This is a genomic window from Piscirickettsia litoralis (assembly GCF_001720395.1).
GTDB classification, from domain to species: domain Bacteria; phylum Pseudomonadota; class Gammaproteobacteria; order Piscirickettsiales; family Piscirickettsiaceae; genus Piscirickettsia; species Piscirickettsia litoralis.
Genome location: NZ_MDTU01000001.1, coordinates 1,760,492 through 1,783,300, shown reverse-complemented (window position 1 = coordinate 1,783,300; position 22,809 = coordinate 1,760,492). Strand labels below are relative to the sequence as shown.

At 42.1% G+C, this 22,809-nt stretch carries 24 protein-coding genes and 2 pseudogenes; 9 read left to right on the top strand and 17 right to left on the bottom strand.

Going from position 1 to position 22,809, the window contains the following annotated elements; all coding sequences use genetic code 11:
* Positions 1–72: 72 nt before the first annotated feature.
* From BGC07_RS08895 to dprA, 6 genes and pseudogenes are all read right to left on the bottom strand, one after another.
* On the bottom strand, positions 73–672 hold the full coding sequence (locus BGC07_RS08895) for a DUF4823 domain-containing protein (RefSeq protein ID WP_235603055.1): 600 nt from the start codon (positions 670–672) through the stop codon (positions 73–75).
* A 59-nt stretch (positions 673–731) separates the two neighbouring features.
* Positions 732–1,636, bottom strand: a pseudogene (hemF, locus tag BGC07_RS08890) (oxygen-dependent coproporphyrinogen oxidase).
* Between the two features lie 4 nt (positions 1,637–1,640).
* Positions 1,641–2,204 (bottom strand): L-threonylcarbamoyladenylate synthase, encoded by a 564-nt coding sequence (locus tag BGC07_RS08885; protein WP_069312808.1) that lies wholly within the window; start codon positions 2,202–2,204, stop codon positions 1,641–1,643.
* Positions 2,197–4,525: pseudogene (gene topA, locus BGC07_RS08880) on the bottom strand (type I DNA topoisomerase). The gene BGC07_RS08885 and the pseudogene topA overlap by 8 nt, the downstream one beginning before the upstream one ends.
* Before the next feature lie 127 nt (positions 4,526–4,652).
* Positions 4,653–5,132, bottom strand: coding sequence for a DUF494 family protein (locus BGC07_RS08875; protein ID WP_069312807.1), 480 nt, complete (start codon positions 5,130–5,132; stop codon positions 4,653–4,655).
* Complete coding sequence (dprA, locus tag BGC07_RS08870) at positions 5,129–6,307, bottom strand: DNA-processing protein DprA (protein WP_069312806.1); 1,179 nt, start codon at positions 6,305–6,307, stop codon at positions 5,129–5,131. The genes BGC07_RS08875 and dprA overlap by 4 nt, the downstream gene beginning before the upstream one ends.
* 135 nt (positions 6,308–6,442) lie before the next feature.
* Between dprA and def the strand changes: the two genes are divergently transcribed.
* Genes def through BGC07_RS08840 form a run of 8 tightly spaced genes read left to right on the top strand, consistent with a single transcriptional unit; the run spans position 6,443 to position 12,482 of the window.
* Positions 6,443–6,946 (top strand): peptide deformylase, encoded by a 504-nt coding sequence (gene def, locus BGC07_RS08865; RefSeq protein ID WP_069313845.1) that lies wholly within the window; start codon positions 6,443–6,445, stop codon positions 6,944–6,946.
* 24 nt (positions 6,947–6,970) lie between these two features.
* Complete coding sequence (locus BGC07_RS22145) at positions 6,971–7,198, top strand: formyltransferase family protein (RefSeq protein WP_235603054.1); 228 nt, start codon at positions 6,971–6,973, stop codon at positions 7,196–7,198.
* 1 nt (position 7,199) lies between these two features.
* A complete protein-coding gene (fmt, locus tag BGC07_RS08860) occupies positions 7,200–7,937 on the top strand; it encodes a methionyl-tRNA formyltransferase (RefSeq protein WP_235603053.1) in 738 nt (245 codons plus the stop codon).
* Complete coding sequence (locus BGC07_RS22140; RefSeq protein ID WP_235603052.1) at positions 7,927–8,274, top strand: transcription antitermination factor NusB; 348 nt, start codon at positions 7,927–7,929, stop codon at positions 8,272–8,274. The genes fmt and BGC07_RS22140 overlap by 11 nt, the downstream gene beginning before the upstream one ends.
* Positions 8,261–9,238, top strand: a complete 978-nt coding sequence (gene rsmB, locus BGC07_RS08855) for a 16S rRNA (cytosine(967)-C(5))-methyltransferase RsmB (protein WP_235603051.1) — start codon at positions 8,261–8,263, stop codon at positions 9,236–9,238. Before BGC07_RS22140 ends, rsmB begins: the two co-directional genes overlap by 14 nt.
* Before the next feature lie 25 nt (positions 9,239–9,263).
* Positions 9,264–10,643, top strand: coding sequence for a Trk system potassium transporter TrkA (gene trkA / locus BGC07_RS08850; RefSeq protein WP_069312805.1), 1,380 nt, complete (start codon positions 9,264–9,266; stop codon positions 10,641–10,643).
* Positions 10,644–10,649: 6 nt separating this feature from the next.
* Positions 10,650–12,101 (top strand): potassium transporter TrkG, encoded by a 1,452-nt coding sequence (locus BGC07_RS08845; RefSeq protein ID WP_077216828.1) that lies wholly within the window; start codon positions 10,650–10,652, stop codon positions 12,099–12,101.
* Between the two features lie 18 nt (positions 12,102–12,119).
* On the top strand, positions 12,120–12,482 hold the full coding sequence (locus tag BGC07_RS08840; RefSeq protein ID WP_069312804.1) for a diacylglycerol kinase: 363 nt from the start codon (positions 12,120–12,122) through the stop codon (positions 12,480–12,482).
* A 17-nt stretch (positions 12,483–12,499) separates the two neighbouring features.
* Here BGC07_RS08840 and BGC07_RS08835 read toward each other — a convergent pair whose 3' ends face one another.
* The gene (locus BGC07_RS08835; RefSeq protein ID WP_069312803.1) at positions 12,500–13,366 is read right to left on the bottom strand and encodes a hypothetical protein; all 867 of its coding nucleotides are present in this window, start codon (positions 13,364–13,366) and stop codon (positions 12,500–12,502) included.
* 484 nt (positions 13,367–13,850) lie between these two features.
* On the opposite strand from BGC07_RS08835, the gene BGC07_RS08830 reads away from it, so the two are divergent.
* A complete protein-coding gene (locus tag BGC07_RS08830) occupies positions 13,851–14,192 on the top strand; it encodes a hypothetical protein (RefSeq protein ID WP_069312802.1) in 342 nt (113 codons plus the stop codon).
* An 81-nt stretch (positions 14,193–14,273) separates the two neighbouring features.
* On the opposite strand, the gene BGC07_RS08825 is transcribed toward BGC07_RS08830, so the two are convergent.
* From BGC07_RS08825 to glyQ, 10 genes are all read right to left on the bottom strand, one after another.
* On the bottom strand, positions 14,274–15,341 hold the full coding sequence (locus BGC07_RS08825; RefSeq protein WP_069312801.1) for a 4-oxalomesaconate tautomerase: 1,068 nt from the start codon (positions 15,339–15,341) through the stop codon (positions 14,274–14,276).
* 20 nt (positions 15,342–15,361) lie between these two features.
* Positions 15,362–15,889: a hypothetical protein gene (locus BGC07_RS08820; protein WP_069312800.1), complete on the bottom strand. Its 528-nt coding sequence runs from the start codon at positions 15,887–15,889 to the stop codon at positions 15,362–15,364.
* 108 nt (positions 15,890–15,997) lie between these two features.
* The gene (locus BGC07_RS08815; RefSeq protein ID WP_069312799.1) at positions 15,998–16,255 is read right to left on the bottom strand and encodes a hypothetical protein; all 258 of its coding nucleotides are present in this window, start codon (positions 16,253–16,255) and stop codon (positions 15,998–16,000) included.
* Positions 16,256–16,285: 30 nt separating this feature from the next.
* Positions 16,286–17,077, bottom strand: a complete 792-nt coding sequence (locus tag BGC07_RS08810; RefSeq protein WP_069312798.1) for a sterol desaturase family protein — start codon at positions 17,075–17,077, stop codon at positions 16,286–16,288.
* Positions 17,078–17,164: 87 nt separating this feature from the next.
* The gene (locus BGC07_RS08805) at positions 17,165–17,482 is read right to left on the bottom strand and encodes a hypothetical protein (protein WP_235603050.1); all 318 of its coding nucleotides are present in this window, start codon (positions 17,480–17,482) and stop codon (positions 17,165–17,167) included.
* 226 nt (positions 17,483–17,708) lie between these two features.
* Positions 17,709–18,455: a lysophospholipid acyltransferase family protein gene (locus BGC07_RS08800; protein ID WP_069312797.1), complete on the bottom strand. Its 747-nt coding sequence runs from the start codon at positions 18,453–18,455 to the stop codon at positions 17,709–17,711.
* A complete protein-coding gene (gene gmhB / locus BGC07_RS08795) occupies positions 18,442–18,999 on the bottom strand; it encodes a D-glycero-beta-D-manno-heptose 1,7-bisphosphate 7-phosphatase (protein ID WP_069312796.1) in 558 nt (185 codons plus the stop codon). The genes BGC07_RS08800 and gmhB overlap by 14 nt, the downstream gene beginning before the upstream one ends.
* A 4-nt stretch (positions 19,000–19,003) precedes the next feature.
* Positions 19,004–19,516, bottom strand: a complete 513-nt coding sequence (locus BGC07_RS08790) for an acyl-CoA thioesterase (protein WP_069312795.1) — start codon at positions 19,514–19,516, stop codon at positions 19,004–19,006.
* Positions 19,517–19,653: 137 nt separating this feature from the next.
* Positions 19,654–21,735, bottom strand: a complete 2,082-nt coding sequence (gene glyS / locus BGC07_RS08785) for a glycine--tRNA ligase subunit beta (protein ID WP_077216826.1) — start codon at positions 21,733–21,735, stop codon at positions 19,654–19,656.
* On the bottom strand, positions 21,735–22,679 hold the full coding sequence (gene glyQ / locus BGC07_RS08780; RefSeq protein ID WP_069312794.1) for a glycine--tRNA ligase subunit alpha: 945 nt from the start codon (positions 22,677–22,679) through the stop codon (positions 21,735–21,737). The genes glyS and glyQ overlap by 1 nt, the downstream gene beginning before the upstream one ends.
* Positions 22,680–22,809 lie beyond the last annotated feature (130 nt).

Genomic DNA, 22,809 nt, shown 5'->3' with positions numbered 1-22,809 from the left:
TTGAGTTATTACATTGAAGGCTCTTGTTGCAATGATTGATTGGTTAATTGAAGTTTTTCTAGGCTAATTATTTTAACTATCTGTAGCATCTAGCCCGGGTGCGGTTGGCTCCAGTTGATTTTTAGTGCAAGTGTACCAGCGTGAAACAATTCTTGAAAAAGCAAGCTGTAAGCGTTGACTGCTCTTTTCAAACCATTGACTAGCGACAGGTTGGCCGGCGCGGACAATGATATCGCTGACAAGTTTGCCGTGTTTTACGTTATATAAGCTAAGACGAACTTCGGTGTGGTCAACGAGCCAACTCATTGTACCCATCGGTCGCTGCCAACGAATGATTTGTGGATAAATGTAGATGGCGTAGCCTTCACTGTGTGCTTGGGTTAAGCCTTGTTGTAAGGTGACATTGTGTTTGCTGCGTTTGATATGAATGACATATTTATTAATTTCTTCGAGCAATAATTGACTAATTTGATCACCGCTACCTGTATAGTATTTATCGCCGAGATGAAAGTTTTCGGCGGTACCAATATAGACAGACTCATTGTCTGCTAACAGGCCGCAGCTGTCACGATCATTAGGGCGAGGCGTGTAATAATTGTAATGTGAGACACAGCCTACGATTAAACTAATAAACAATAATAATGCAGTGAATTGATAAATGAGTTTATACAAGAAAACCCATCCTTAGGTTTTAGGTTTGATGTGATACTTTTAGCTTAAAAGATGCTCGCTTATTCTGCCAACCAATCACGTGGCTTTAAATAGCGAGTGTATAGTATTTCTTCTTTAGTTTCGGCCTTGGGTGTCCAATTATACTGCCAGGAAACTTCAGGGGGCAGTGACATCAAGATAGACTCAGTGCGACCACCGGTTTGTAAACCAAATAAGGTACCGCGATCATAGACAAGATTAAACTCGACATAGCGGCCGCGACGGTATTTTTGAAATTGCTTTTCTGTATCGCTATAAGGTGTATTTTGACGGCGCTCAACGATAGGTAGGTAAGCATCTGTATAAGCTTGCCCTACGGCCTGAATAAAGGAGAAGCATTGGTCAAAGCCCCAGCTGTTTAGTTCATCAAAAAATAAGCCGCCGATGCCTCGAGCCTCATTGCGGTGCTTTAAGTAAAAATAGTCATCACACTCTTGCTTAAAGCGCGGATAAACATCATCGCCATAAGGCGCGCATGCTTTGGCGGCGACTTGGTGCCAGTGTTTGCAGTCCTCATCGAAGCCATAGTAAGGTGTTAGATCAAAGCCGCCACCAAACCACCATACATCTTTTTTATGTTTATCGGCACAAGTGGCATTAAAAAACGGACATTAAAGTGAGAGGTCGGAATATAAGGATTATCAGGGTGCATGACGATGGATACGCCCATGGCCTCAAACTGGTAGCCTGCTAAATTGGGTAAGCGTTTGAGTATGGCATCAGGTAGGGCATCGCCTTGAACATGAGAAAAATTGACACCCCCTTTTTCAATAATATTCCCTTGTAAGATACGCGTGCGGCCGCCACCGCCACTTTCATGTTGCCAAGTATCTTCTTCAAACTGTTTGCCGTCTAGTGTCGTTATTTTTTGGCAAATATCATCTTGTAACTGTAATAAAAAGTTTTTGACGAGTGCGCTTTGCATAGTGTTAGCCTTGTCGTAGAACAGTATCGGTCAGTAAGTCACGAATTTCAGAAGGGCCTTGGTGTGGGCCGACTGTGCCTGCGAGTAAATAATCTAATTGATGGACTAAGTTAGGGTCTAGAGTGCTTAAATCGCGCCTGCTGGGTTGGTTGCTGATATTTGCACTGGTTGAGATAAGTGCATGGTCGCACTGTTGGCAGAGCTCTTTTACAAGAGGGTGTGTTGTTAATCGTATGGCGACACTATTGAAATCGCCGGTAATGAGTTTGGAGATATTCTTTTGTGCGGGTGCTATCCAAGTTGTTGGGTATGACCGTATGGCTGTTAATTTATCAAGCAATTCAGCGCTCAATCTTTGGATAAAAGGTTGTAATTGGCTAAGGTCAGCAGCAACAAGAATTAACCCTTTATGTGCGGGACGTTGCTTAATATCTAAAAGACGCTTGATTGCAGACTCATTATTAGGGTCACAGCTTAAGCCAATCACCCCTTCTGTGGGTAGCGCAATGATACCACCTTGTTGTATGCATCGCGCCGCCTTTGCAATATCTGGATTTGGCTTATTCACCGTCTTTTTTTTCTGCTTTTTCTTCACCAGATTGTTCGGGGATCTCGTAAGGTGCTTTAAAATCACATTCTTTTTGAGGACAAACTTTTTCGGTACCCCAACGTTTTGTGGTTTTAATGGTTAAGATCGGCCAGCTACAGGTTGGGCAGCTTTCTTTTAAAGGCTCATTCCAAACGGCATATTTGCAATCAGGGTAGCGATTGCAAGAGTAGAAGATTTTTCCATAGCGCGAACGTCTTTGGACTAAGTGGCTCTGTTTACATTCTGGGCACTCAACACCGGTTTCGGCAGGCTTTTCCAAAGGCTCGATAAATTTACATTTCGGATAGTTGCTACAACCGATAAATTTACCATAGCGCCCTTGACGAATATAAAGGTCGCTCTCGCATTTCGGGCATTGCCGATCTTCTACTTTTTCAGGGGGGGCTTGCTCTTCCCCGTCGAGACTGCGCGTATAGTCACACTCTGGATAATTAGTACAACCGACAAATTTACCGCGACGACCAAGGCGCTCAGAGAGTTTCGCACCGCATTTTGGGCAATCTTCGTCGAGCTCTTCTTGGGTGACGTCTTTGCGCTGTACGGTTTCATCAATGGTTTTTACTTGATCTTGGAATGGACTCCAAAAATCATGCATTAAGGGTTTCCATTGTTTCTCACCGCGCGAGATGGCATCTAAGTCATCTTCAAGGTGGGCGGTAAACTCGTAATCAACGTATTTTTCGAAATATTTTGTTAAAAACTTATTGACGACATTACCGACATCCGTCGGTTGGAAACGCTTTTTGTCGAGTTCTATATATTCACGCTGCTGTAGAGTGGATAAAATCGCCGTATAGGTCGAAGGGCGGCCAATGCCGTGTTCTTCAAGGGTTTTAATTAATGTAGCTTCGGTGTAGCGTGGTGGTGGCTCAGTAAAGTGCTGATCGGCTTTTATCTCTAACAGCTTGATCAGATCACCTTCTTTCATGATTGGTAACCAGCGTTTGTCATCATCATCTTTGGCTTTATCGTCGTCTTTGCTTTCTTCATAGACGGATAAAAAGCCAGGCTTCGCTACTTGTGAGCCATTGGCGCGGAATAAATGTTCTGCATCGCCGCAAGCAAGATCCACTGCAACCGTATCGATTAATGCGTGTTGCATTTGACAAGCGACGGTGCGTTTCCAAATCAGCTCATAGAGCTTAAATTGATCGCTCGATAAATGAGGTTTTAACTCTTTAGGCAAACGTAAGCATGAAGTGGGTCGAACCGCCTCATGAGCCTCTTGGGCATTTTTAGCCTTAGACTTAAAACTACGTGGTGATTTGGGTAATGATTCTTTGCCATAGCGCTCAAGAATAAAATCACGCAATTCAGCAATGGCCTCATCGGCGAGATGGACCGAGTCGGTACGCATATAGGTGATTAAACCGACAGTGCCATCACCGGTTTCAATCCCTTCATACAGCTGCTGCGCGGTGCGCATGGTGCGTTGAGCAGAAAAGCCGAGTTTGCGCACAGCTTCTTGCTGTAAGGTTGAGGTTGTAAATGGCGCGGCAGGATTGCGCTTGCGTTGCTTTTTCTCTATTTTGACAACTTTTAGTTCATTATTGGCTTTTTTAATCAGCGTTTTTTGAGCGGTTGTTGCTTTCTTCTCGTTATTAAATGTGAATTGCTTGACTTTTTCATTGGCATAGAGGGTTAGCTTTGCCGCGAATTCTTGTTTATCGTGAATTAAGTCAGAAGCAATGGTCCAATATTCGCGAGGTTTAAAGGCTTGAATTTCTTGCTCACGCTCGACAATCATGCGCAGTGCTGGACTTTGAACACGACCAGCAGATAAGCCACGGCGAATTTTTTTGCCAAAGCAGAGGGGATAAATTAAAGCCAACGAGATAATCGAGTGCACGACGGGCTTGTTGAGCATCAACGAGTTCCATGGCAACACCACGGGGATTGTTAATTGCATCTTGGACGGCGCGTTCGGTGATTTCGTAAAAAACAACACGGTGAACGTTCTTGCCCTCTAGCTCGCCACGCTCTTTGAGCTCTTCAAGCAAGTGCCAGGCGATGGCTTCTCCTTCGCGGTCAGGGTCAGATGCCAGATAAAGATCAGATGATTTACGTAATGCTTTAATAATATCACTGATGCTTTTCTCACCACGCTCGGTGAGTTGGTAGGTCATCGAGAAGTCGTGTTCCGGCTGAACGGCACCTTCTTTCGGCAAAAGGTCGCGGACGTGCCCATAAGAGGCCATGACTTCAAAGTCTTTACCCAGATACTTATTGATGGTCTTTCCCTTTGCGGGAGATTCTACAATGACTAATTTGTTACCCATGATTGCAATCGATCATCTCTAAATCTAAAACTATTGAACGCTATCACCATAAAAATTTGTTATGGTGGTTTATATTACTTAAAGCGCAAACTTACAACTTTATCAAAGTTTATACAAGTACTAGTTATTAGTGTTGTACTTCAGCCTTGGGGTCGGTGAGGATCATTTCTTCGAACCACTCGGTCTCAAAATCATCTTCATAATGATTATTCAGTACCATTAAAGCGACCCATTTCACATGGCTTAAATCAATTTCATCAACACCGAGTGCCATGATCCGATCAATCACCAGCTCGCGTAACTCTACATTGAGTACGCCAATATGCTCAAGGTAGAGTATGTAGTTAAGATACTCTGGACCAATTGTGCTCATTTCTTCATCTGCAAAGGCGCGTGTTGTCGTTGAGCGCTCAAACCGCTTTGGCCATTTGCTGGTATCGACTAAACCTTCTAACCAATGAAAGGCGCGATCGACTTCGTCTTTAGCAAAGCCTGCTTTTTCAAGCTGAGCACTTAAAACGGCTTGATCTGAGCTAAGAGGCTGATCTGCTTCGCTATTTTGATCGAATAAATACATCAAAACGTCAAGTACGCTTTCTTTTATCATAGTCGCTTCCCCTTAGTTCTTATATAGCCGCCAGGTATTGTTGAGACTCGCCCGTCGAGTTCTAAATTCAATAGCGACGAGGAAATGACCTCTGCAGCTAGCCCTGTTCTTTCAACCAGCTGATCTATTGCTGTCGCTTCGAAGCCTAAATGTTCTAACACGCAGATAGAGGTGGGGTCAATTTCTGTTAAATCAAGAGCAGATTGTTGTGGGAGTTGATTCTCCTGTGTTGTGTGATGTGATTTAACTGTTTTTAGCGCTGCTTTAGGTTGTATTCTAGAGGGTCCGCTAGTGACCGAATTAAAATGATTGAAGTTAAAGTTATCAGCAATATCACTGAAGCTTTCAACCAGCGTTGCGCCTTGTTTGATTAATGAATGGCAACCTTGGGCCTGCTCGTTATAAATAGAACCTGGAATGGCAAAAACATCACGATTGGCATCCAGGGCATATTGAGCGGTGATGAGGGAGCCGCTTTTAACCGCCGCCTCGACAACGAGTGTGCCAGAGCTAAGACCTGCAATAATTCGATTGCGTTGGGGGAAATGCCTGGCAGTAGGCTGGGCGCCGAGAGCAAATTCAGAGACAATAGCGCCTTGTTCACGAATGTCCTGATAGAGCTTTTTGTTTTGCGATGGATAAATAACATCGACACCACAGCCAAGCACGGCGATGGTTTTCCCTTGGTTGTCTATGGCGGTTTGATGGCTAATCGTATCAATGCCGATGGCAAGTCCGCTAGTAATGCATAATTGATTATATACAGCTTCATAAGCAAATTGATAGGCCGCTTCTTGCCCTGAGGGGGTGGGCTTGCGCGTGCCCACCATAGCGAGCTGCGGTTTATTTAATAGCTGAATATCACCAACTATATATAACAGTGCTGGTGGTGTATTAATTTGCTTGAGCAAGGTGGGGTAACTTGGCTCATTAAAAAAAACAACATGATGGTCGGGTTCTAACACCCAGGTTGCGACTTTATCGGCCATGCGCCAATTGGGCTTGAGTATGGCGCTAATAAGCTGCTTAGATAAATTAACTGATTGTAATTGCTGGAGGTCGGCATTGACAATGTTGCTTGCAGTTTGAAAATGATCGAGCAAACGGTAGAGGCGTTGTGGGCCGATATGACGGGTGTGGTAAAGTGCAATACAGGCTGCTTGTTCTTGGTTCATAATGCCTCCACGATCACACCAATATACTTTCAGACTAAACAAAAAAAGCTACTCATGCCAGCTTTCTATACACTCTAAAGGGATGGTGTTATCATTCAAGTTTTGAAAACGACAAGAGGCAAGCGCAGTTTTATCATGGCCTTATTAAATATTTTGCAATACCCAGATTCACGTTTACGCTTACAGGCAAAAAAAGTCACTGTATTTGATGATGCTTTAGCAAAAACGATAGAGGACATGTATGAAACGATGTATGAATCCTCAGGCATCGGTTTAGCTGCGACGCAGGTGAATATTCAACAGCAGGTTTTAGTCATGGACTTGTCTAACGACAAATCTGATCCATTGTGTGTGATTAACCCTGAGATATTAGAGACGTTTGATCACACTGAGTATGAAGAAGGTTGTTTATCTTTCCCAGGTGTATTTGCTAAAGTTGAACGTGCTGCGCGCATTAAAATCTCTGCGTTTGATCAAAAAGGTGAAAAATTTGAGCTTGAAGCCGACGGTTTACTGGCAGTGTGCTTGCAGCATGAAATTGATCATTTGCAAGGCAAAGTGTTTATTGATTACTTATCACCGTTAAAACGTAAACGCCTTGAGAAAAAGTTATTAAAGCAGCGTCGCCAGGCCCTATAATTTAAGGCGGGTGTTAGGATCATTATGAAGTCATTAAATATTGTTTTTGCCGGCACGCCAGAGTTTGCAGCAGAAATCTTGGCGATGGTTGCAAAAACGTCGCATAACTTAATTGCGGTATATAGCCAACCTGATCGCCCACAAGGCCGAGGCCGTAAGCTTACGGCAACGCCAGTAAAGCAAGTCGCTCAAAAACTCAATGTTCCTGTGTTACAGCCGGCGAGCTTCAAAAAAAATAGCAGAGCAAGATGAGTTGCGTGAGCTAAAACCCGATTTAATGATCGTTGCTGCTTATGGCATGTTATTACCCCAAGAAGTCTTAGATATTCCGCGTTTAGGCTGCATTAATGTGCATACGTCTTTATTGCCGCGGTGGCGTGGCGCTGCGCCGATTCAACGGGCGATAGAAGCCGGTGATGCTGAGTCGGGGGTGACAATTATGCAGATGGATATTGGCTTGGATACCGGAGCGAGTTTAGCACAAGCAAAATGTGCGATAGCTAATACAGACAGCAGTGCTGATTTATACAATAAGTTACTTGATTTAACGGCCGATGTATTGCCCCAAGTGATCGATGATATTGCTGAGGGTAAAGCGATTTGCACTCGACAAGATGAAGCCGGCGTGACTTATGCGCGTAAGCTGTCCAAGCAAGAGGCGTGTTTAGATTGGTCAGAGACTGCGGTGCAATTAGATTGTAAAGTGCGGGCATTTAACCCGTGGCCGGTCGCCTTTAGCACCCTCGATGGTGATAATATTCGTATTTGGCAAGCACAAGCAGTAACAACGGTAGATAATAACGCCTTGAATAAGGCGGCAGCACCTGGGACGATCATTAAGCATCACCTAGAGAGCATAGAGGTGATGACAGGCTCTGGAAGTTTGTTGATTAAGCAATTGCAATTGCCTGGTAGTAAGGCGCTATCCGCGCGAGATATTTTAAATGGTAAGGCCGAACGCTTTGCTGTGGGGCGTTGTTTTGGCCAATAAAGCGATAAACTTGCGAGCGCTTGCTAGTCGAGTACTTGCCGATGTGATTCACCAGGGGATGTCACTGCCTGCTGCCTTGCTTAAATATAACTCAGCATTGAATGATAGTGATAAGAGTTTATTGCAAGAGCTGTGCTTTGGTTCTACGCGTTGGTACCAGAGATTAGATGCAATTTGTGATCAGCTGTTAAACCGACCCCTGCGCCGTCGTGAAGCGAGCTTGAAGATGTTATTAATCGTCGGTTTATACCAGCTGTTGTTTATGCGTATCAAGCCGCACGCTGCGATTTCTGAAACGGTGGATGCGGTAAAGGATCTAAAAAATGCCACATGCTAAAGGTTTAGTCAATGCGATTTTACGTGCTGCGCAACGTCAAGATTATCCGTTATTAACCCAAGATATTGCTGTTTATTCACACCCCAATTGGTTAATTAAGCGCTGCAAGCGGGCTTGGCCGGAGCGCTGGCAAAATATTTTAAAAGCCAATAATGAACGCCCACCAATGAGTTTACGTGTGAATCAGCGTTGGGGAACACGAGAGGCGTATTTAGAGAAATTAGCTGAAGTGAATATTGCTGCTGAGTCGATAGAAATTAATGCTTGTAAGCAAGCCATTCGTTTAGAAAAACCAACGGCGGTGACAGCATTGCCGGGATTTTCCGAAGGCGCATGCTCAGTCCAAAATGAAGCGGCACAATTAGCAGCGTCTTTATTGGATTTAGTGTCAGGACAACGAGTTTTAGATGCTTGTGCCGCGCCTGGCGGTAAGAGCTGTCATATTTTAGAGACAGCGGACAATATTGATTTGACCTGTGTCGATGTTGATGGCAAGCGCTTAGAGCGCGTTCAAGAGAATTTAAGACGATTGAATTTATCTGCAGAGCTGCTTGAGGCCGCGGTTGAAAAAATTGATGACTGGTGGGACGGTCAGCTATTTGACCGTATTTTATTAGATGCACCGTGCTCGGGTACAGGGGTGATACGTCGTCATCCAGATATTAAGCTATTACGTACTCTAGAAGATATCGGCCAACTGCATCACTTGCAGTTGCATTTATTAACAGCGTTGTGGCCGTGCTTGAAAAAGGGCGGTATTCTTGTTTATGCGACCTGTTCTATACTCCCTGAAGAAAATGAAGCGGTAATTAAGAAATTTCTGACAACGCAAAAAGGAAGTGAGGAAGTTAAAATTGAGGCGGATTGGGGAGTTGCTCGCCCTTTTGGTCGACAAATATTTCCCGAAGTGGATGGAATGGATGGTTTTTATTATGCAAAACTGCGTAAAGTTGCAAAAAGTTAAATTGAAGTAGTGAGCGGTAGGGATTATGAAAATTATTATTCTCGGTGCAGGTCAAGTCGGTTCGACGATTGCTGCACAATTGAGCCAAGAAGATGATAATGAAATTACTATCGTCGATGCGAATAGTGAAAACCTAGAAGCCTTACAAGAAAAGCTTGATATTCGCACAGTCACCGGCCTCGCCTCTTATCCTCATGTGTTGATACAAGCTGGAGTTGAAGATGCGGACATGGTTGTTGCCGTCACCAGTAGTGATGAAGTGAATATGATTGCTTGTCAAATAGCACATAGCTTATTTAAAACACCGATGAAAATCGCACGTATTCGCTCGCAAAGTTACACCAAACATGGTGATGAGCTATTTACTAATAAAGTTATTCCGATAGATGTGATTATTAGCCCAGAGCAGGTGGTCACGCGACAAATTTGTCGTTTAATCCGTTACCCAGGGGCCTTACAGGTGTTAAACTTCGCTGGCACGAAAGTACGCCTTGTTGCCATTAAAGTTGATAGAAACAGTATATTGGCCGGACATCCAGCGAGCTTTTTATCTAATATTGATAAGCATATTGATGCAAAAGTGGTGGCGATTTTTCGCGATAATCAAGGGATTATCCCAGGCGCTAATACGACTTTATTGCCTGGAGATGAAATATTTTTCATCAGTGCTAACGATGATATTAAAACATTAATGTCGAAAATTTATGAAGATCGCCCACGTTTTAACAGTATTATGATTGCCGGTGGCGGCAATATTGGCACTCACGTCGCTAAGCGTTTAGAAGCGGATTATGATATTAAACTCATCGAAATTGATCCAAAGCACAGCGAGCGTGCTTGTCATACGCTCGATCGGACGATTATTTTATTAGGTGATGCGACAGATTCTGATTTATTAAGCCAGGAAAATATCGAAAATATTGATATATTCTGTTCACTGACCAATGATGATGAAAATAATATTATGTCAGCGATGCAAGCAAAGCGTTTGGGAGCGAAATATGCGATTTCTTTGATTAATCGCCCGGCTTATGTTGATTTAGTCGAAGGCGGAGATATTGATATCGCGATTTCTCCACAGCATGCAACGATTGGTGCTTTGCTTGCGCATATTCGCCGTGGTGATGTAGAAAAAGTTCATTCTTTACGCAAAGGGGCCGCTGAGGCGATTGAGGCGGTGGCGCACGGTGATGCCCAAACATCGAAAGTGGTTGGTCGTAAAGTGTCTCAACTAAAGTTGCCTGAAGGTTCTGCTGTGGGTGCTGTTGTGCGCGGTGATCAGGTTTATATTCATTGTGAAGATATTACGATTCAAGCGGATGATCATGTCATTTTATTCATGACCAATAAACGTAAAATTCGTGATATCGAAAGTTTATTTCAGGTTTCCACTGGGTTTTTATAATAAGTCATGATACAAGAAAAATCGATTCTTAAAATTATTGGCATTTTGTTAATGCTCTTTAGTTTTAGTATGTTGCCTCCCGTTTATGTGTCCTGGCTTTATCAAGATTATGATGCAACACCCTTTTTAATTTCGTTTTGCTTGGCTTTTTTCTCAGGTTTTTTTGCTTGGTTGCCAACTCGTGAACATAAAGTTGATTTAAAAGCACGTGATGGTTTTGTGGTTGTTTTCTTATTTTGGCTTGTGCTTGGTATTTACAGTGCGCTGCCCTTCATGCTGTCTTATCATCCTCATATGGTGCTTAGTGAAGCGGTCTTTGAAGCGATATCAGGCTTTACGACAACCGGAGGTACAGTACTTAGCCATATAGAAAATTTACCGCCATCGATTTTATATTATCGTCAGCAGTTGCAATTTTTAGGTGGTATGGGAATTATTGTTCTGGCCATCGCTGTACTGCCTATGATTGGCGTTGGCGGTATGCAATTATACCGTGCAGAGGTCACCGGGCCGGTAAAAGATAAACTCACACCACGTATTACCGAAACAGCGAAAACCCTTTGGTATATTTATGTTGGCCTCACTGTTATTTGTATTATGACGTTTTGGCTCTTTGGTATGAATTTATTCAATGCCATTTGCTATGCATTCGGAACGATTTCAACCGGAGGTTATGCTCCTCATGATGCTAGCGGTGCGTTTTATTCATCTGCTTTGATTCAATATGCGATGGTGTTTTTTATGCTAGTGGGTGGAACTAACTTCTCTTTGCATTTTATCATGTTACGTAAGGGAGACTTAAGAACGTATTGGCGTGAGCCTGAGTTTAAAGTTTATATTGGTATTTTCCTTATTGCTTCGATTGTGATTGCGGCCTGGCTTTATTTTTCAGGAACAGAAACCTCGGTGAGCAAAGTGATTCGAGACTCCATGTTTCAAGTTTCATCCTTTATGACCACCACGGGGTTTGGCTCGGTAAGTATTGGTTCTTGGCCTCAACTCATTCAAGTTGGCTTATTAATTTTAGGTGCGATTGGTGGCTGTGCGGGGTCAACCTCAGGGGGAATTAAGGTGATTCGCCTGATTTTATTACGTAAGCAAAGCCAGCGTGAAATCCAGCGCTTAGTTCACCCAAATGGTGTATTTCATATTAAACTTGGTGGTTTTCCGGTGCCTGCTAATGTTATTAATGCAACGTGGGGGTTTTTAGCAGCGTATGTGATGAGTTTTGTCATTTTAATGTTATTACTGATGGCAACAGGTTTGGACCAAGTGACAGCATTTTCTGCTTTGATCGCTTGCATTTCTAACACAGGGCCGGCTTTGGGTGAAGCAATTAGCAATTATGGCACATTAAATAACTCTGCTCTGTGGATATTGTCTTTTGCAATGTTATTGGGCCGCTTAGAAGTATTTACTGTGTTAGTACTATTTAGCCGGACTTTTTGGCGTGTATAAAGCGTATTAGGTGCATCAATGTTAGAGGTTGTAAAAAAAGAAATTATTCGCTTAGCACAAGCATTAATGTACTCGTATGAAGGATTAATTGCAGCATTTAAGTCAGAAGCTGCATTTCGATTAGAGTTATTAATCGCCGTTATTTTTATTCCCGTGGCTCTTTTTTTACAGGTATCGGCTGTTGCTAAAGTGCTGATGATCAGCAGTATATTACTTGTTTTAATTGCAGAGTTAATCAATACCGCCATAGAGGCGGTGATAGATAGAATCTCTATGGAGCGTCATTCTCTTTCTAAAAAAGCCAAGGACATTGGTAGTGCCACAGTCCTTGTGGCGATGATAAATGTTGCGTGTACTTGGCTGGTTATTTTAATTTTTTAGATTCAGATTTTCTTTTATTAGTTGTCGTAATCGATGTCTAACTCAACAGGTCTAGCTCTTTCTCGCTCATCATGTCGATCTTTAAGAGGGGTCGAGCTTAGTCTTTGTCGCTCCATACTTTCCTTCAGACTTTGTATGAGGTCTGCTAGCTGATAAGATATTCCAGTAATCTGGAGTATATCATTTTCTCCTGAGCGCCCGAATTCAACAAACTCGGCGGCTACAGCGGTTGCACACGATGCTTCTTTGCCTTCAGGAATCTTGTCAAAACTCAACTTGAGGCTCTTTTCGTCTCCGACAGCTGCTGCTCCATATGCAACATTTCTGACATAGTTGAAAAAAGTTTCATCGCTATTATCATCCCCTAAATCAGCTGAAGGGTCTGCGCTAACTTCTAGGGTGTTTGTGCCAGCAGGTTGATTAAATGTAATCGTCGCCCCTGTCCCTGTTGTCGGTGAATGACCTGGAGCTGGTGGTGCTTTATAACCTGTAACAACTAAGCCTGCACCTGTTGACGTTATATTGGTAAATGTACCACCTGAATCTTTGAGGAGTCGGCTCAATGCTTCTACAGTGAGTGTATTAGTTTTTTTATTTAAGTTATCGTCCCAGTCGTCTTTTGACCAAGTACTTATTTCTTTAACTGCGGGTTCTAAACTAGGACTATCTGCAAGCAATTTTATTTCAGGTGCATCTGGTTTTGTGATGGGTTCATATTCTGGAGCTTGTTTTGTCGGTGTGTAAGCTGATTCTTCTAAAATAAGATTAAGACGCTCTAATTGATATTGTTGGTCTTTTTCGACGATAATGTCGTAAAGAAGCCCTATGCAGATCGCAGCAATTTGAGTTCTCTGGCTGGGTGTTAGTTTATTTAAATCAATCATTTTATTCGTTCCTATGCTGAATATGACATAGATATTAATCTATTATTAACTTAATCTCAAAAAATGTAATTTATGCACATAAAATCCTATATTTTTCACGTTAGAGAAAATAATTTAAAATATTCATATTATGGTTTATATTGTTTGTATTTTATTTTTTAATTTTAATTTTGATTTTTTTGGTGAAATTTTCGCATTTTACTGACTTTTTATTTACAATTTTATGCAGCGTAGCCTTAAAACTAACTAAAAATTTACACAAAACTTACATTTTTTGAGGGTGATATGATAGATTTAGCGCGTGAAAGATTAATATAAAAAGATTAAATAAATATAAGACTATTAATAAATTAATATTAAATATCAAAATTATTAACCTAATAAAACTATAAGTTTAAATAAAAAACTAAAATAATTGGCTGAAACTTAAATAAGTTAGAGTGTTTTATTGTGAGTCGCTTCATCACTAATTAGAGAGAGGTTTATGTTAAATCCAGAAGATGTCAGAAAACGTGCTCAAAGTGAACCCCAAAAATATAATTTAAGTGATGTCGAATCCGGCTCTAAAACAAGATTATATACCATTGATATACCGTTAAAAGATGAGCTTAGCGATGGTAGTCCGATATTGGCTCCACACCGACATGACTTTGGTGTGGGTGATCATGTAAAAATTGCAGCCTGTTTTCAAGCAAATTTAGGTAATGACAAAAAGAAAAGAGCACAAAGCTTAACAGACTTGCGCCAACCCTTAGCATCGCATAGTGGGAAATATGGCTATGGCTATGGCACAGCAACTGCCCTTAAGTTAACGTCGGCGACGTAAACAGTGGCCACTCTTTTTCGCAATCAAAGCGAAGAGCAAGGGTTACAAAGGCAGCTACTGCTTGATAATCAGGTTTAGTAATTAAATCATCACTTCACCGGAAAATAATGGCCTTGCTGTTCTGATAAAAGAAACTTTAGGAATATCGATGGTTTCTCCAGTCATTTCTTTATGAATCACAGCATCTATTTTTCCAGCTGGGTGCTCGACAATAATTCCATGGGATTCTTCTTGAGTAAGAATATTATGAGCAGCTTTATTAGCAATAGAGCCAGGGATAAGGCAAGCGGTTGCAATGCAAATAGCCCCGGTGACTGCATGGCTGGGGTGGCAGTCTTTGGGAGTGAAGTAGCGTGAGCTGATATTGCCATTAAAACGAGGTTCTGCGAGTAATGCCATTTTGGGTATGACCGACTGGCTGACATCGCCCATACCCATGAGTATTGCTGCTTTTTGGCGGATAGCTTCCATTTTTTTTATTAGTTTTTTATCTTGATCCAGCTCTTGTTTGGTTTCATAACCTGATTTTTCAAGCGATTTTGCTAGCATCATAACAACAGGCACGGAGACATCAATGCAGGAAACTTCTATATTCTCAATAGTATTAACAGCTGCGCCTGTTGGTAATAATTTGCCTGTTTTAGCACCGACAGAATCTAGAAAGCTGAGTTCTATTGGTGCACTTTGTCCAGGCACTCCATCAATAGTGACTTCACCATCAAAGCTAAGCTCTTTGTTGGGTGTTTGCACTTTTGCTTCGACGACTACCCCAGTATTTTGGTTATAAATACGGACAATGGTTTCTTTTTCTTGAGCTTTAACCAAGCCTTTCGTGATTGCAAAAGGGCCGACGCCTGAGAGCATATTGCCACAGTTTAAGCTAGAGTCGACGCGAGACTCACCGATGACGACTTGGCAAAATAAATAATCAACATCGATACCTTCTCGATTAGAGGGGCTAATAATCGCAACCTTACTGGAAACGCTGCTGCCTCCACCGATGCCATCGATTTGAGATTGATGGGGGGAACCCATAATTTTTAATAAGATTTGATCGCGTTCTTTGGGGTTATCAGGCAGATCGGAGGCCAGGAAAAAAGGGCCTTTTGATGTACCGCCGCGCATTAAAATACATGGAATTCCTTTCATGATATTCTCCTAACTATTGGCTATTTTTTGCTAAATAAAGCACTGGTCACAATTAAGATGGCACCGATAATGACTTCCATATCAGGCAGGTGATTGTAGAAGAAAATGTCATAGAGCCCTGCGACTAATATAGAAATATAAATAAGAGGCGCGATACTCGCCGGATCGCGTACCTGCTGATAGGCTCTGCCACGGAAAAATTGATTGCCTAAGCTGGCTAAACCAACCAGCATTAAAATACCGATTAAAGGAATAGAAAATGAAAGAAGAGGGCTGAGTGCTTTCAATTCTGCTTCTATATCCGCTAGGCCAAAATAAACAAAGGATAAGAGTGTCGAAAATAAATAAACAAAGAGCATGACATGGCTATTTTTTTCTTTTTTAGCTGCGTTGTGCAATAGCAATTGTGAGGCCGATAGGCAAAAACCTGATAATAAGCCAACTAAAACATATGGATTAATTACACCATTTTCCACATGCATCATCAGACCAACACCGGCAGCGCCGATGAGTACAGCAACCAGTGATTGAAGGTTAATTTTTTTCATTTTTGAAAAAGAAAAATAGCAATAAAATAGGTCCAGTGCTGTAAAGAACAGTTGCTTCTGCAAGAGATAAATGAATGATAGAGATAAATAATAGAAATTGGGCAAGTGTTAAAAATACAGCGCGGATAAAGTGTTTTTTGTATTAGTTAACTGTAAATCTCGCCACTTTTTATAAAGAGTGAAAAATATAACTAATAGTACTAGTGGCACGCCAAAACGTGCGAGTAGTGTCATTTGCACGCTTGTATATTGCATGGCAATTTTTGCAAAAAAACCGGCAGAAGCAATACATATTGCCGAGATGATCATGTAAATAATTGCAGTTTGCTGTACGAGCGATTCTTTAATTAGCTTAATTGCTTTCATAGTGATGGCTCCTGTTCTGAACCTTTGTTATCATTGACTCGCTCTTTTAGTAGCTTGATTTGAAAAGGTGAAATTAATAAAGAAAAAAAATGACAAATCATTGCTATATTCTAAGCCGATGCGCCAATTTTTTTGCCGTTTGGCTGTATTGAATGAAGCAAATATTTTATCCCACCAGATAAATATAAAGCCATAATTCGAGTCAGTATCTTCGCGCAGTGCGTGGTGATGAACAGCGTGCTGTTTTGGTGTGGTAATAATAAGCGATAAAGTGTTAATTAACCCATTGGGTGTTTTAAAATTAGAATGATGATAAATCCCTTGTAAAACAACTAGAGTTTCAAATAAGATGGCCGCTTCTAGCGGAATGCCAAGTAAGAAAATAAAACACGCTTTAATGAGTCCGGTGATAATCACTTCGCCAAAATGTACACGCAAGCCTGTGCTTACATCTAAGCCCTCATCTAAGTGGTGAATTTCGTGAAAACGCCACAAAAAGGGTAAAATATGGGCGATGCGGTGATACCAATAGCTAATTAAATCTAAAGCTAATAAGCCTAAAATAATCGCAACAGGCAGAGGAATAAAGGCCGTTTGTTGCCAGAGCGCATGTTGGCTCGCCCATATAATCATTGGCAGAACGATAACTAATCCAACGCCTTGATTTATTAGCCAAAGGCTAATGTGTTTTGTTAAACGTGAGATTTTCTCTAGATTGGTTTTGAATGATAGATAATGTGGTATTAAAGACTCTAATAAAATTAAGCTGATAAACCAAAGAATAATAATAACATGACCATATTGGCCGATAAACTGCTGCATGACCTGCATACCTCATTTACTACTTTTATTATGAGGTTAGTTTATCTATTTGATTTTGCTAAAAATTTTTAAAAATTTGTTTTTGATTTAAATAAGCAGCTGCAACAGTCTGATGACGCGGCGTTGCTCTTGTAAATGGTGGTGCTCCATATTATTAAGCATATCTTTATAGATATTCTCAATGCGTTCATTGATATAATTTTCCAGGCAAAAGCCTTGAGTCAGAAAAAGGTGATTGTTTAAATTCTGCGAATCTTGACTATATATCGCCATCGGTGTTGCGAGAATTTCGCACTCTAAATATAAAATATCTTCAGCGCTAATTTGTGGGTTTGTTTTTAATTTCTCTAATTTTTTTATTATTTTTTTAGGGAAACCTTTAGGATATTGGCATTTTTTGTTCACGCCAGCAGTCTTTTTTTTCAGACCCTCTGGTGTGTGGGAGTTGAGTTATTGTCGCGGTATATTCAAGCGTGCTTTTATAACTAATTTCAGTTGAGCCGTCGGCCTTAAAAAGATCTTTGAAGCGTGCAACCATATTTGCCTCCTGATTGTTCTATTGTCTAGGAGTGCAAAAGCTATGCCACTGAAACTCTAAGCTGCATAGCTAGATTTTTTTAGAATCAACAGGTTAGTTTTTAAAGCTTTGAAGTTGTTCTTTTATCCATTCGTAGCATTCGCTGTTAATTTGGTCATGCTTTTTATTTTTAGTGTCAATTTTGTTGCCGATGCGCACATTGACTGTGCCAGGGTATTTAATAAAGCTATTTTTTGGCCAGCACTTGCCCGCATCATGGGCGATAGGAAAAATAGGCTGATGTAAAGAGGCGGCGAGTATGCCGCTGCCTTTTTTAAAAGGAGCAATTTCTCCAGGCTGTGAACGAGTTCCTTCTGGATAAATGACAATCCAGCGGCCTTTATCAACGGCGGCTTTGCCTTGACGGAGGATTTGTAGCATGGCTTTTTTGCCATCATCACGGTTAATGGCAATAGGCTCAAGAGATGCAAAAGACCAGCCCCAAAAGGGGATTTTAAGCAGAGATTTTTTGATAATAATTGCCAATGGCGGAAAAATAGTCGGAAAAAGGAAGGTTTCCCAGGCAGATTGATGATTGCTGATGATTACCGCGACTTTTTCGCCGCTTAAGTGCTCTTTACCTTCTATGTTACAACGTATGCCACAAATCCAGCGTGCGCAGAGTAAGGCAATTGGACAAAAGGCCATAATATAGTTATAACGGATTTTAAAAGGTAAGGGTAAAGTAATAATCGATGTAATGCTGATAAATACAGTGATGATACCGACAATAATATAATAAATAATTGAACGGATGAGAGAAGTTGTTTTTAAAAATAAACTCGGTTTAGGCTGTTGCATTGGCTAGTAACTCGTTAACAAAGTGATTCAGAGTTTGAAAGATTTTGATTTGTTTTTCAAGTTCTGGGTGTTGATTGAGTGTACCACGTCCTTTGCCACTCAAGACCAAAATAGGTGTACAGCCGATGGCGCGTGCGGCTTGAATGTCTTTGTAGCTATCACCGACAAAATAAGCCTGCTCTGCTGGTAAATTAAAATAATGTAAGATACTTTCGAGCATACCTGGCCTAGGCTTACGACAACCACATCCTTCATCAGGGCCATGTGGGCAGTATTCTAGATAATCGATCTTGCCATCTTGCTCTTTAAGTAAGGTGGCCATTTTTTTGTGCATGGCTTGTAAAGTTGCTAAATCGAAATAGCCGCGGGCCATGCCGGACTGGTTTGTCGCGACAGCGACTTTAATGTCATTTGCATTGAGTTTGGCGATAGCGCCTAAGCTGTGCTCGATTGGCTGCCATTCCTCAGCAGATTTAATGTAATGTTCTGAGTCTTCATTAATGACACCATCACGATCTAAAATAACCAAGGGTTTTTGCTGCATAATGTTAATCGCCTTTCTTGCGTGAATTGGCAATGGCTTTTTTGTTCTGTAAGCGTAAATCACGGCGTAATTGGGCCTCCTTGAAGCGACGCTTTTCATCGGCGGTATTCGCAATCACTGCCGGGACCTTTGCAAGTTTTTCGTGTTCATCTAGGGCGACAAAGGTGAAGTAAGAAGAGAGAATATGACGTTCATCACCAGTATAGCTATTTTCTGCGATCACTTTAGTGCCAACCTCCATCGAACTATCCCAAGCGCGATTGATTGCGGCTTTAAAAATGAGCGTATCACCATCTTTGGCTGGAGCGAGAAAGTGCATGGCATCGACAGATGCAGTCACGCAGACATGGCCGCTATGGCGTTCGGCAACAACGAGAGCGATGCGATCCAGGGTAGACATGACCAAGCCACCAAATACTGTACGGTGGGCATTTAAGTCATTTGGAAATACCTTATAAACGTGCTCATGGACGGCAGATTCATCAACCGTTTTTGCCTTGGGAATAGATGGGCTCATAATAAATACTCCGTTGTGGCTTGCTATTAATTTCTATATTAGCTTCTTCGATAATTAGGCCGAATAGCAAGCTTGACAGACCCCACTATCATTGTAATTTGTATCGCAGAGGGGTCTATAGATTTTCTTTATGGCAACTAGCTTTGCAAGTAAGAAATATCAGCTACTTTTAGGAATAACTGGCGCAGCTCTGCTAGTAAAGCTAAGCGATTGGCTTTTAAGCTTTCATCTTCGGCCATCACCATAACATGGTCAAAGAAGTTATCGACACTGTGGCGTAAGCTTGCTAGTGACTCTAAAAGCTGACCATAGGCGCATTCGCCAAGCAGGGGCTGAATCTCTTGTTGTTTAGAACAGATGGCTTGATAGAGTTCTTTTTCTGCACTTTCAGCAAATAATTCAGGGTTGATACTAATCTGCTGAATCGCAATTTTTTGCTTCTCTAAGATATTTTTTACGCGTTTATTTGCAGCGGCAAGGGCTGCGGCGGCTTCGAGTTTACGAAAATCATGCACTGCCTTGATACGCTGGTCGATATCCAGCGGTGTGGTTAAACCCAAGCTGGTGACGGCTTCTAGTGTGTCTGGAGTAATATCTTGTTCAGAGTAATAAGCGCGCAAACGTTCATTGATAAACTGGAGTACATCGTGCTCTGTATTTTCATTGCTGAGTTTATTGCCATAGAGTGCAATCACATGCTGAATAAGATCAGCTAGATTAAGTGCTAGTTTGTTCTCGACGAGGATGCGCAATAAGCCTAAAGAAGCACGGCGTAGTGCAAAGGGATCTTTATCCCCGGTTGGTTTTTGGCCGATACCAAAGATACCGACTAAAGTATCTAATTTATCGGCAAGGGCAACGGCAGCGCCTATCGTTGACTGAGGTAAACGATCGCCAGCAAAGCGCGGTAAGTATTGCTCTTCTAAGGCGATGGCCACTTCATTCGCTTCACCATCGTTTTGAGCGTAATAATTTCCCATAATCCCCTGTAATTCAGGGAACTCCATCACCATTTCGCTCATCAAGTCAGTTTTTGCCAGTAAGCCTGCACGTTCGGCGAGTTTGCGATCTGCTGAGAGTTGCTTGGCAATAAAACCACTGATTGAGGCAAGGCGCTCGGCACGGTCATAGAGCGTGCCTAATTTTGCTTGGAAAGTCACAGTTTTTAAGCGCGTTAAGTGAGACTCGAGCGAGTGCTTCTTATCGGTTTGATAAAAGAAAGCCGCATCGGCAAGGCGCGCGCGCATAACTTTTTCATTGCCTGATATAACGGTTGCTGGATTTTTGCTATCGATATTACTAATTGTGACAAAATGAGGCATCATCTTGCCCTGTTGGTCTAATACAGCAAAGCATTTTTGATGCTCTTGCATAGAAGAGATTAGGGCTTCTTGTGGGACGGCCAAAAACTCTTCATCAAAATTAGCCATTAAAGCGACGGGCCATTCGACCAGGGCGGTAACTTCATCGAGCAAATCTGTATTGATATCGACGTGACCATTGACTGTTGCGCCAATGCTTTCTAGCTGGTTTTTAATCAGACTACGGCGTTCGTTAAAGCTCGCGATCACATGGCCTTGTTCCTTGAGCACATTGGCATAATCATCAGCATGCGTTAGGGAGAGTGCACCAGCACTGTGAAAACGATGGCCTTGAGTGATGCGGCCGGCATTTAAATCTAAAATACTAGCATCTACAACATCAGCACCATAGAGCATAGTAATCCAGTGGACGGGGCGAACAAATTGAGTTTTATGGCTACCCCAGCGCATGGCTTTTGCAATGGGCAGCTTTTTCACTGCTTGCTCGGCGATTTTAGGCAGTAATTCTGTGGCGTTAACACCCTTCTCTAAAAGTTTAAAAAAGAGCCACTGGCCTTTGTCTGTTTCTAATCGTTCAATATTGTTGATATCGGTTTTGCAAGAGCGGGCAAAGCCTAAGGCTGCAGGCGTTGGTTTACCGTCTTTATCGAAAGCAGCTTGTACTGCGGGGCCGCGACGCTCAATGATTTGATCCGGTTGTGTGCTGTCGAGTTTTTTAATTAATAAGCCGATGCGTCTAGGCGCGGCGAATACTTCTATATTGCCATGATTTAATTTTGCTGCTTTTAAAGAGGTCTCAAAACTTTCTTTTAGGCTAAGAGCTAATTTCTCGAGGCTTTTAGGGGGTAATTCTTCGGTGCCTATTTCAAATAGAAATGATTCGGTCATTGCACTCATTACATTGACTCCTGATCTTTATCTTGTGTTTGTTGGAGCATGGGGAAGCCAAGTGCTTCGCGTGCGTTGTAATAGCTTTCGATAATAGCGCGCGACAGTGCACGTACGCGCAATATGTAACGCTGGCGTTCGGTCACCGAAATCGCATGGCGAGCATCGAGTAAATTAAAAATATGTGAGGCTTTCACCATCATTTCATAGGCCGGTAAGGGGAGCTTCTCATCAATAAGACGCTGACTTTCGGTTTCACAATGATTAAATTGCTCTAATAATTGTGCTACGGGTGCGTGCTCGAAATTATAGGTCGACATTTCAACTTCATTTTGTAAGAACACATCACCGTAAGTAATGCGCCCTAAGGGACCATCGGTCCAAACCAGATCATACATAGAGTCGACGCCTTGAACATACATCGCAATACGTTCTAGGCCGTAAGTAATTTCACCGGTAACAGGAGAGCAGTCCATACCACCGACTTGCTGGAAGTAAGTAAATTGAGTCACTTCCATACCGTTTAACCAGACTTCCCAGCCTAACCCCCAAGCGCCAAGGGTGGGAGATTCCCAGTTATCTTCAACAAAGCGTACATCGTATTCTAAAGTATCGATACCGAGTGCTTTAAGTGAACCTAAATAGAGTTCTTGAATATTAAGTGGAGAAGGCTTGATGACCACCTGAAATTGGTAATAATGTTGACCACGGTTTGGGTTTTCACCATAGCGACCATCGGTTGGGCGGCGGCAGGGTTGCACATAAGCTGCACTCCACGGCTCAGGGCCTGCGGCGCGTAAAAAAGTCGCGGGGTGAAATGTCCCTGCACCCATTTCCATATCATAAGGCTGAACAATCGCGCAGCCTTGTGCTGCCCAGTATTCTTGTAATGTTAATATCAGACCTTGAAAGGTACGTACGTCATGTTGCGATGTTGTAGCTAGCTGACTCATATTTAGGTTAAACCCGCCTCGTTAAACAGAACTCTTGATTATACCTGGGATTCATCCATGAATATAGTGGCTGAAGCTTGTGGATAACCACTGAATATAGTGGATAACTTTATCCACACCCCCATATCTA

What these genes read in the sequence shown, in the direction of transcription:
- BGC07_RS08875 (WP_069312807.1), bottom strand. Translation starts at nt 5,132, where the DNA reads ATGATAAAAGAAAGCGTACTTGACGTTTTGATGTATTTATTCGATCAA.
- dprA (WP_069312806.1), bottom strand. Translation starts at nt 6,307, where the DNA reads ATGAACCAAGAACAAGCAGCCTGTATTGCACTTTACCACACCCGTCAT.
- def (WP_069313845.1), top strand. Translation starts at nt 6,443, where the DNA reads ATGGCCTTATTAAATATTTTGCAATACCCAGATTCACGTTTACGCTTA.
- BGC07_RS22145 (WP_235603054.1), top strand. Translation starts at nt 6,971, where the DNA reads ATGAAGTCATTAAATATTGTTTTTGCCGGCACGCCAGAGTTTGCAGCA.
- rsmB (WP_235603051.1), top strand. Translation starts at nt 8,261, where the DNA reads ATGCCACATGCTAAAGGTTTAGTCAATGCGATTTTACGTGCTGCGCAA.
- trkA (WP_069312805.1), top strand. Translation starts at nt 9,264, where the DNA reads ATGAAAATTATTATTCTCGGTGCAGGTCAAGTCGGTTCGACGATTGCT.
- BGC07_RS08845 (WP_077216828.1), top strand. Translation starts at nt 10,650, where the DNA reads ATGATACAAGAAAAATCGATTCTTAAAATTATTGGCATTTTGTTAATG.
- BGC07_RS08840 (WP_069312804.1), top strand. Translation starts at nt 12,120, where the DNA reads ATGTTAGAGGTTGTAAAAAAAGAAATTATTCGCTTAGCACAAGCATTA.
- BGC07_RS08835 (WP_069312803.1), bottom strand. Translation starts at nt 13,366, where the DNA reads ATGATTGATTTAAATAAACTAACACCCAGCCAGAGAACTCAAATTGCT.
- BGC07_RS08830 (WP_069312802.1), top strand. Translation starts at nt 13,851, where the DNA reads ATGTTAAATCCAGAAGATGTCAGAAAACGTGCTCAAAGTGAACCCCAA.
- BGC07_RS08825 (WP_069312801.1), bottom strand. Translation starts at nt 15,341, where the DNA reads ATGAAAGGAATTCCATGTATTTTAATGCGCGGCGGTACATCAAAAGGC.
- BGC07_RS08820 (WP_069312800.1), bottom strand. Translation starts at nt 15,889, where the DNA reads ATGAAAAAAATTAACCTTCAATCACTGGTTGCTGTACTCATCGGCGCT.
- BGC07_RS08815 (WP_069312799.1), bottom strand. Translation starts at nt 16,255, where the DNA reads ATGAAAGCAATTAAGCTAATTAAAGAATCGCTCGTACAGCAAACTGCA.
- BGC07_RS08810 (WP_069312798.1), bottom strand. Translation starts at nt 17,077, where the DNA reads ATGCAGCAGTTTATCGGCCAATATGGTCATGTTATTATTATTCTTTGG.
- BGC07_RS08800 (WP_069312797.1), bottom strand. Translation starts at nt 18,455, where the DNA reads ATGCAACAGCCTAAACCGAGTTTATTTTTAAAAACAACTTCTCTCATC.
- gmhB (WP_069312796.1), bottom strand. Translation starts at nt 18,999, where the DNA reads ATGCAGCAAAAACCCTTGGTTATTTTAGATCGTGATGGTGTCATTAAT.
- BGC07_RS08790 (WP_069312795.1), bottom strand. Translation starts at nt 19,516, where the DNA reads ATGAGCCCATCTATTCCCAAGGCAAAAACGGTTGATGAATCTGCCGTC.
- glyS (WP_077216826.1), bottom strand. Translation starts at nt 21,735, where the DNA reads ATGAGTGCAATGACCGAATCATTTCTATTTGAAATAGGCACCGAAGAA.
- glyQ (WP_069312794.1), bottom strand. Translation starts at nt 22,679, where the DNA reads ATGAGTCAGCTAGCTACAACATCGCAACATGACGTACGTACCTTTCAA.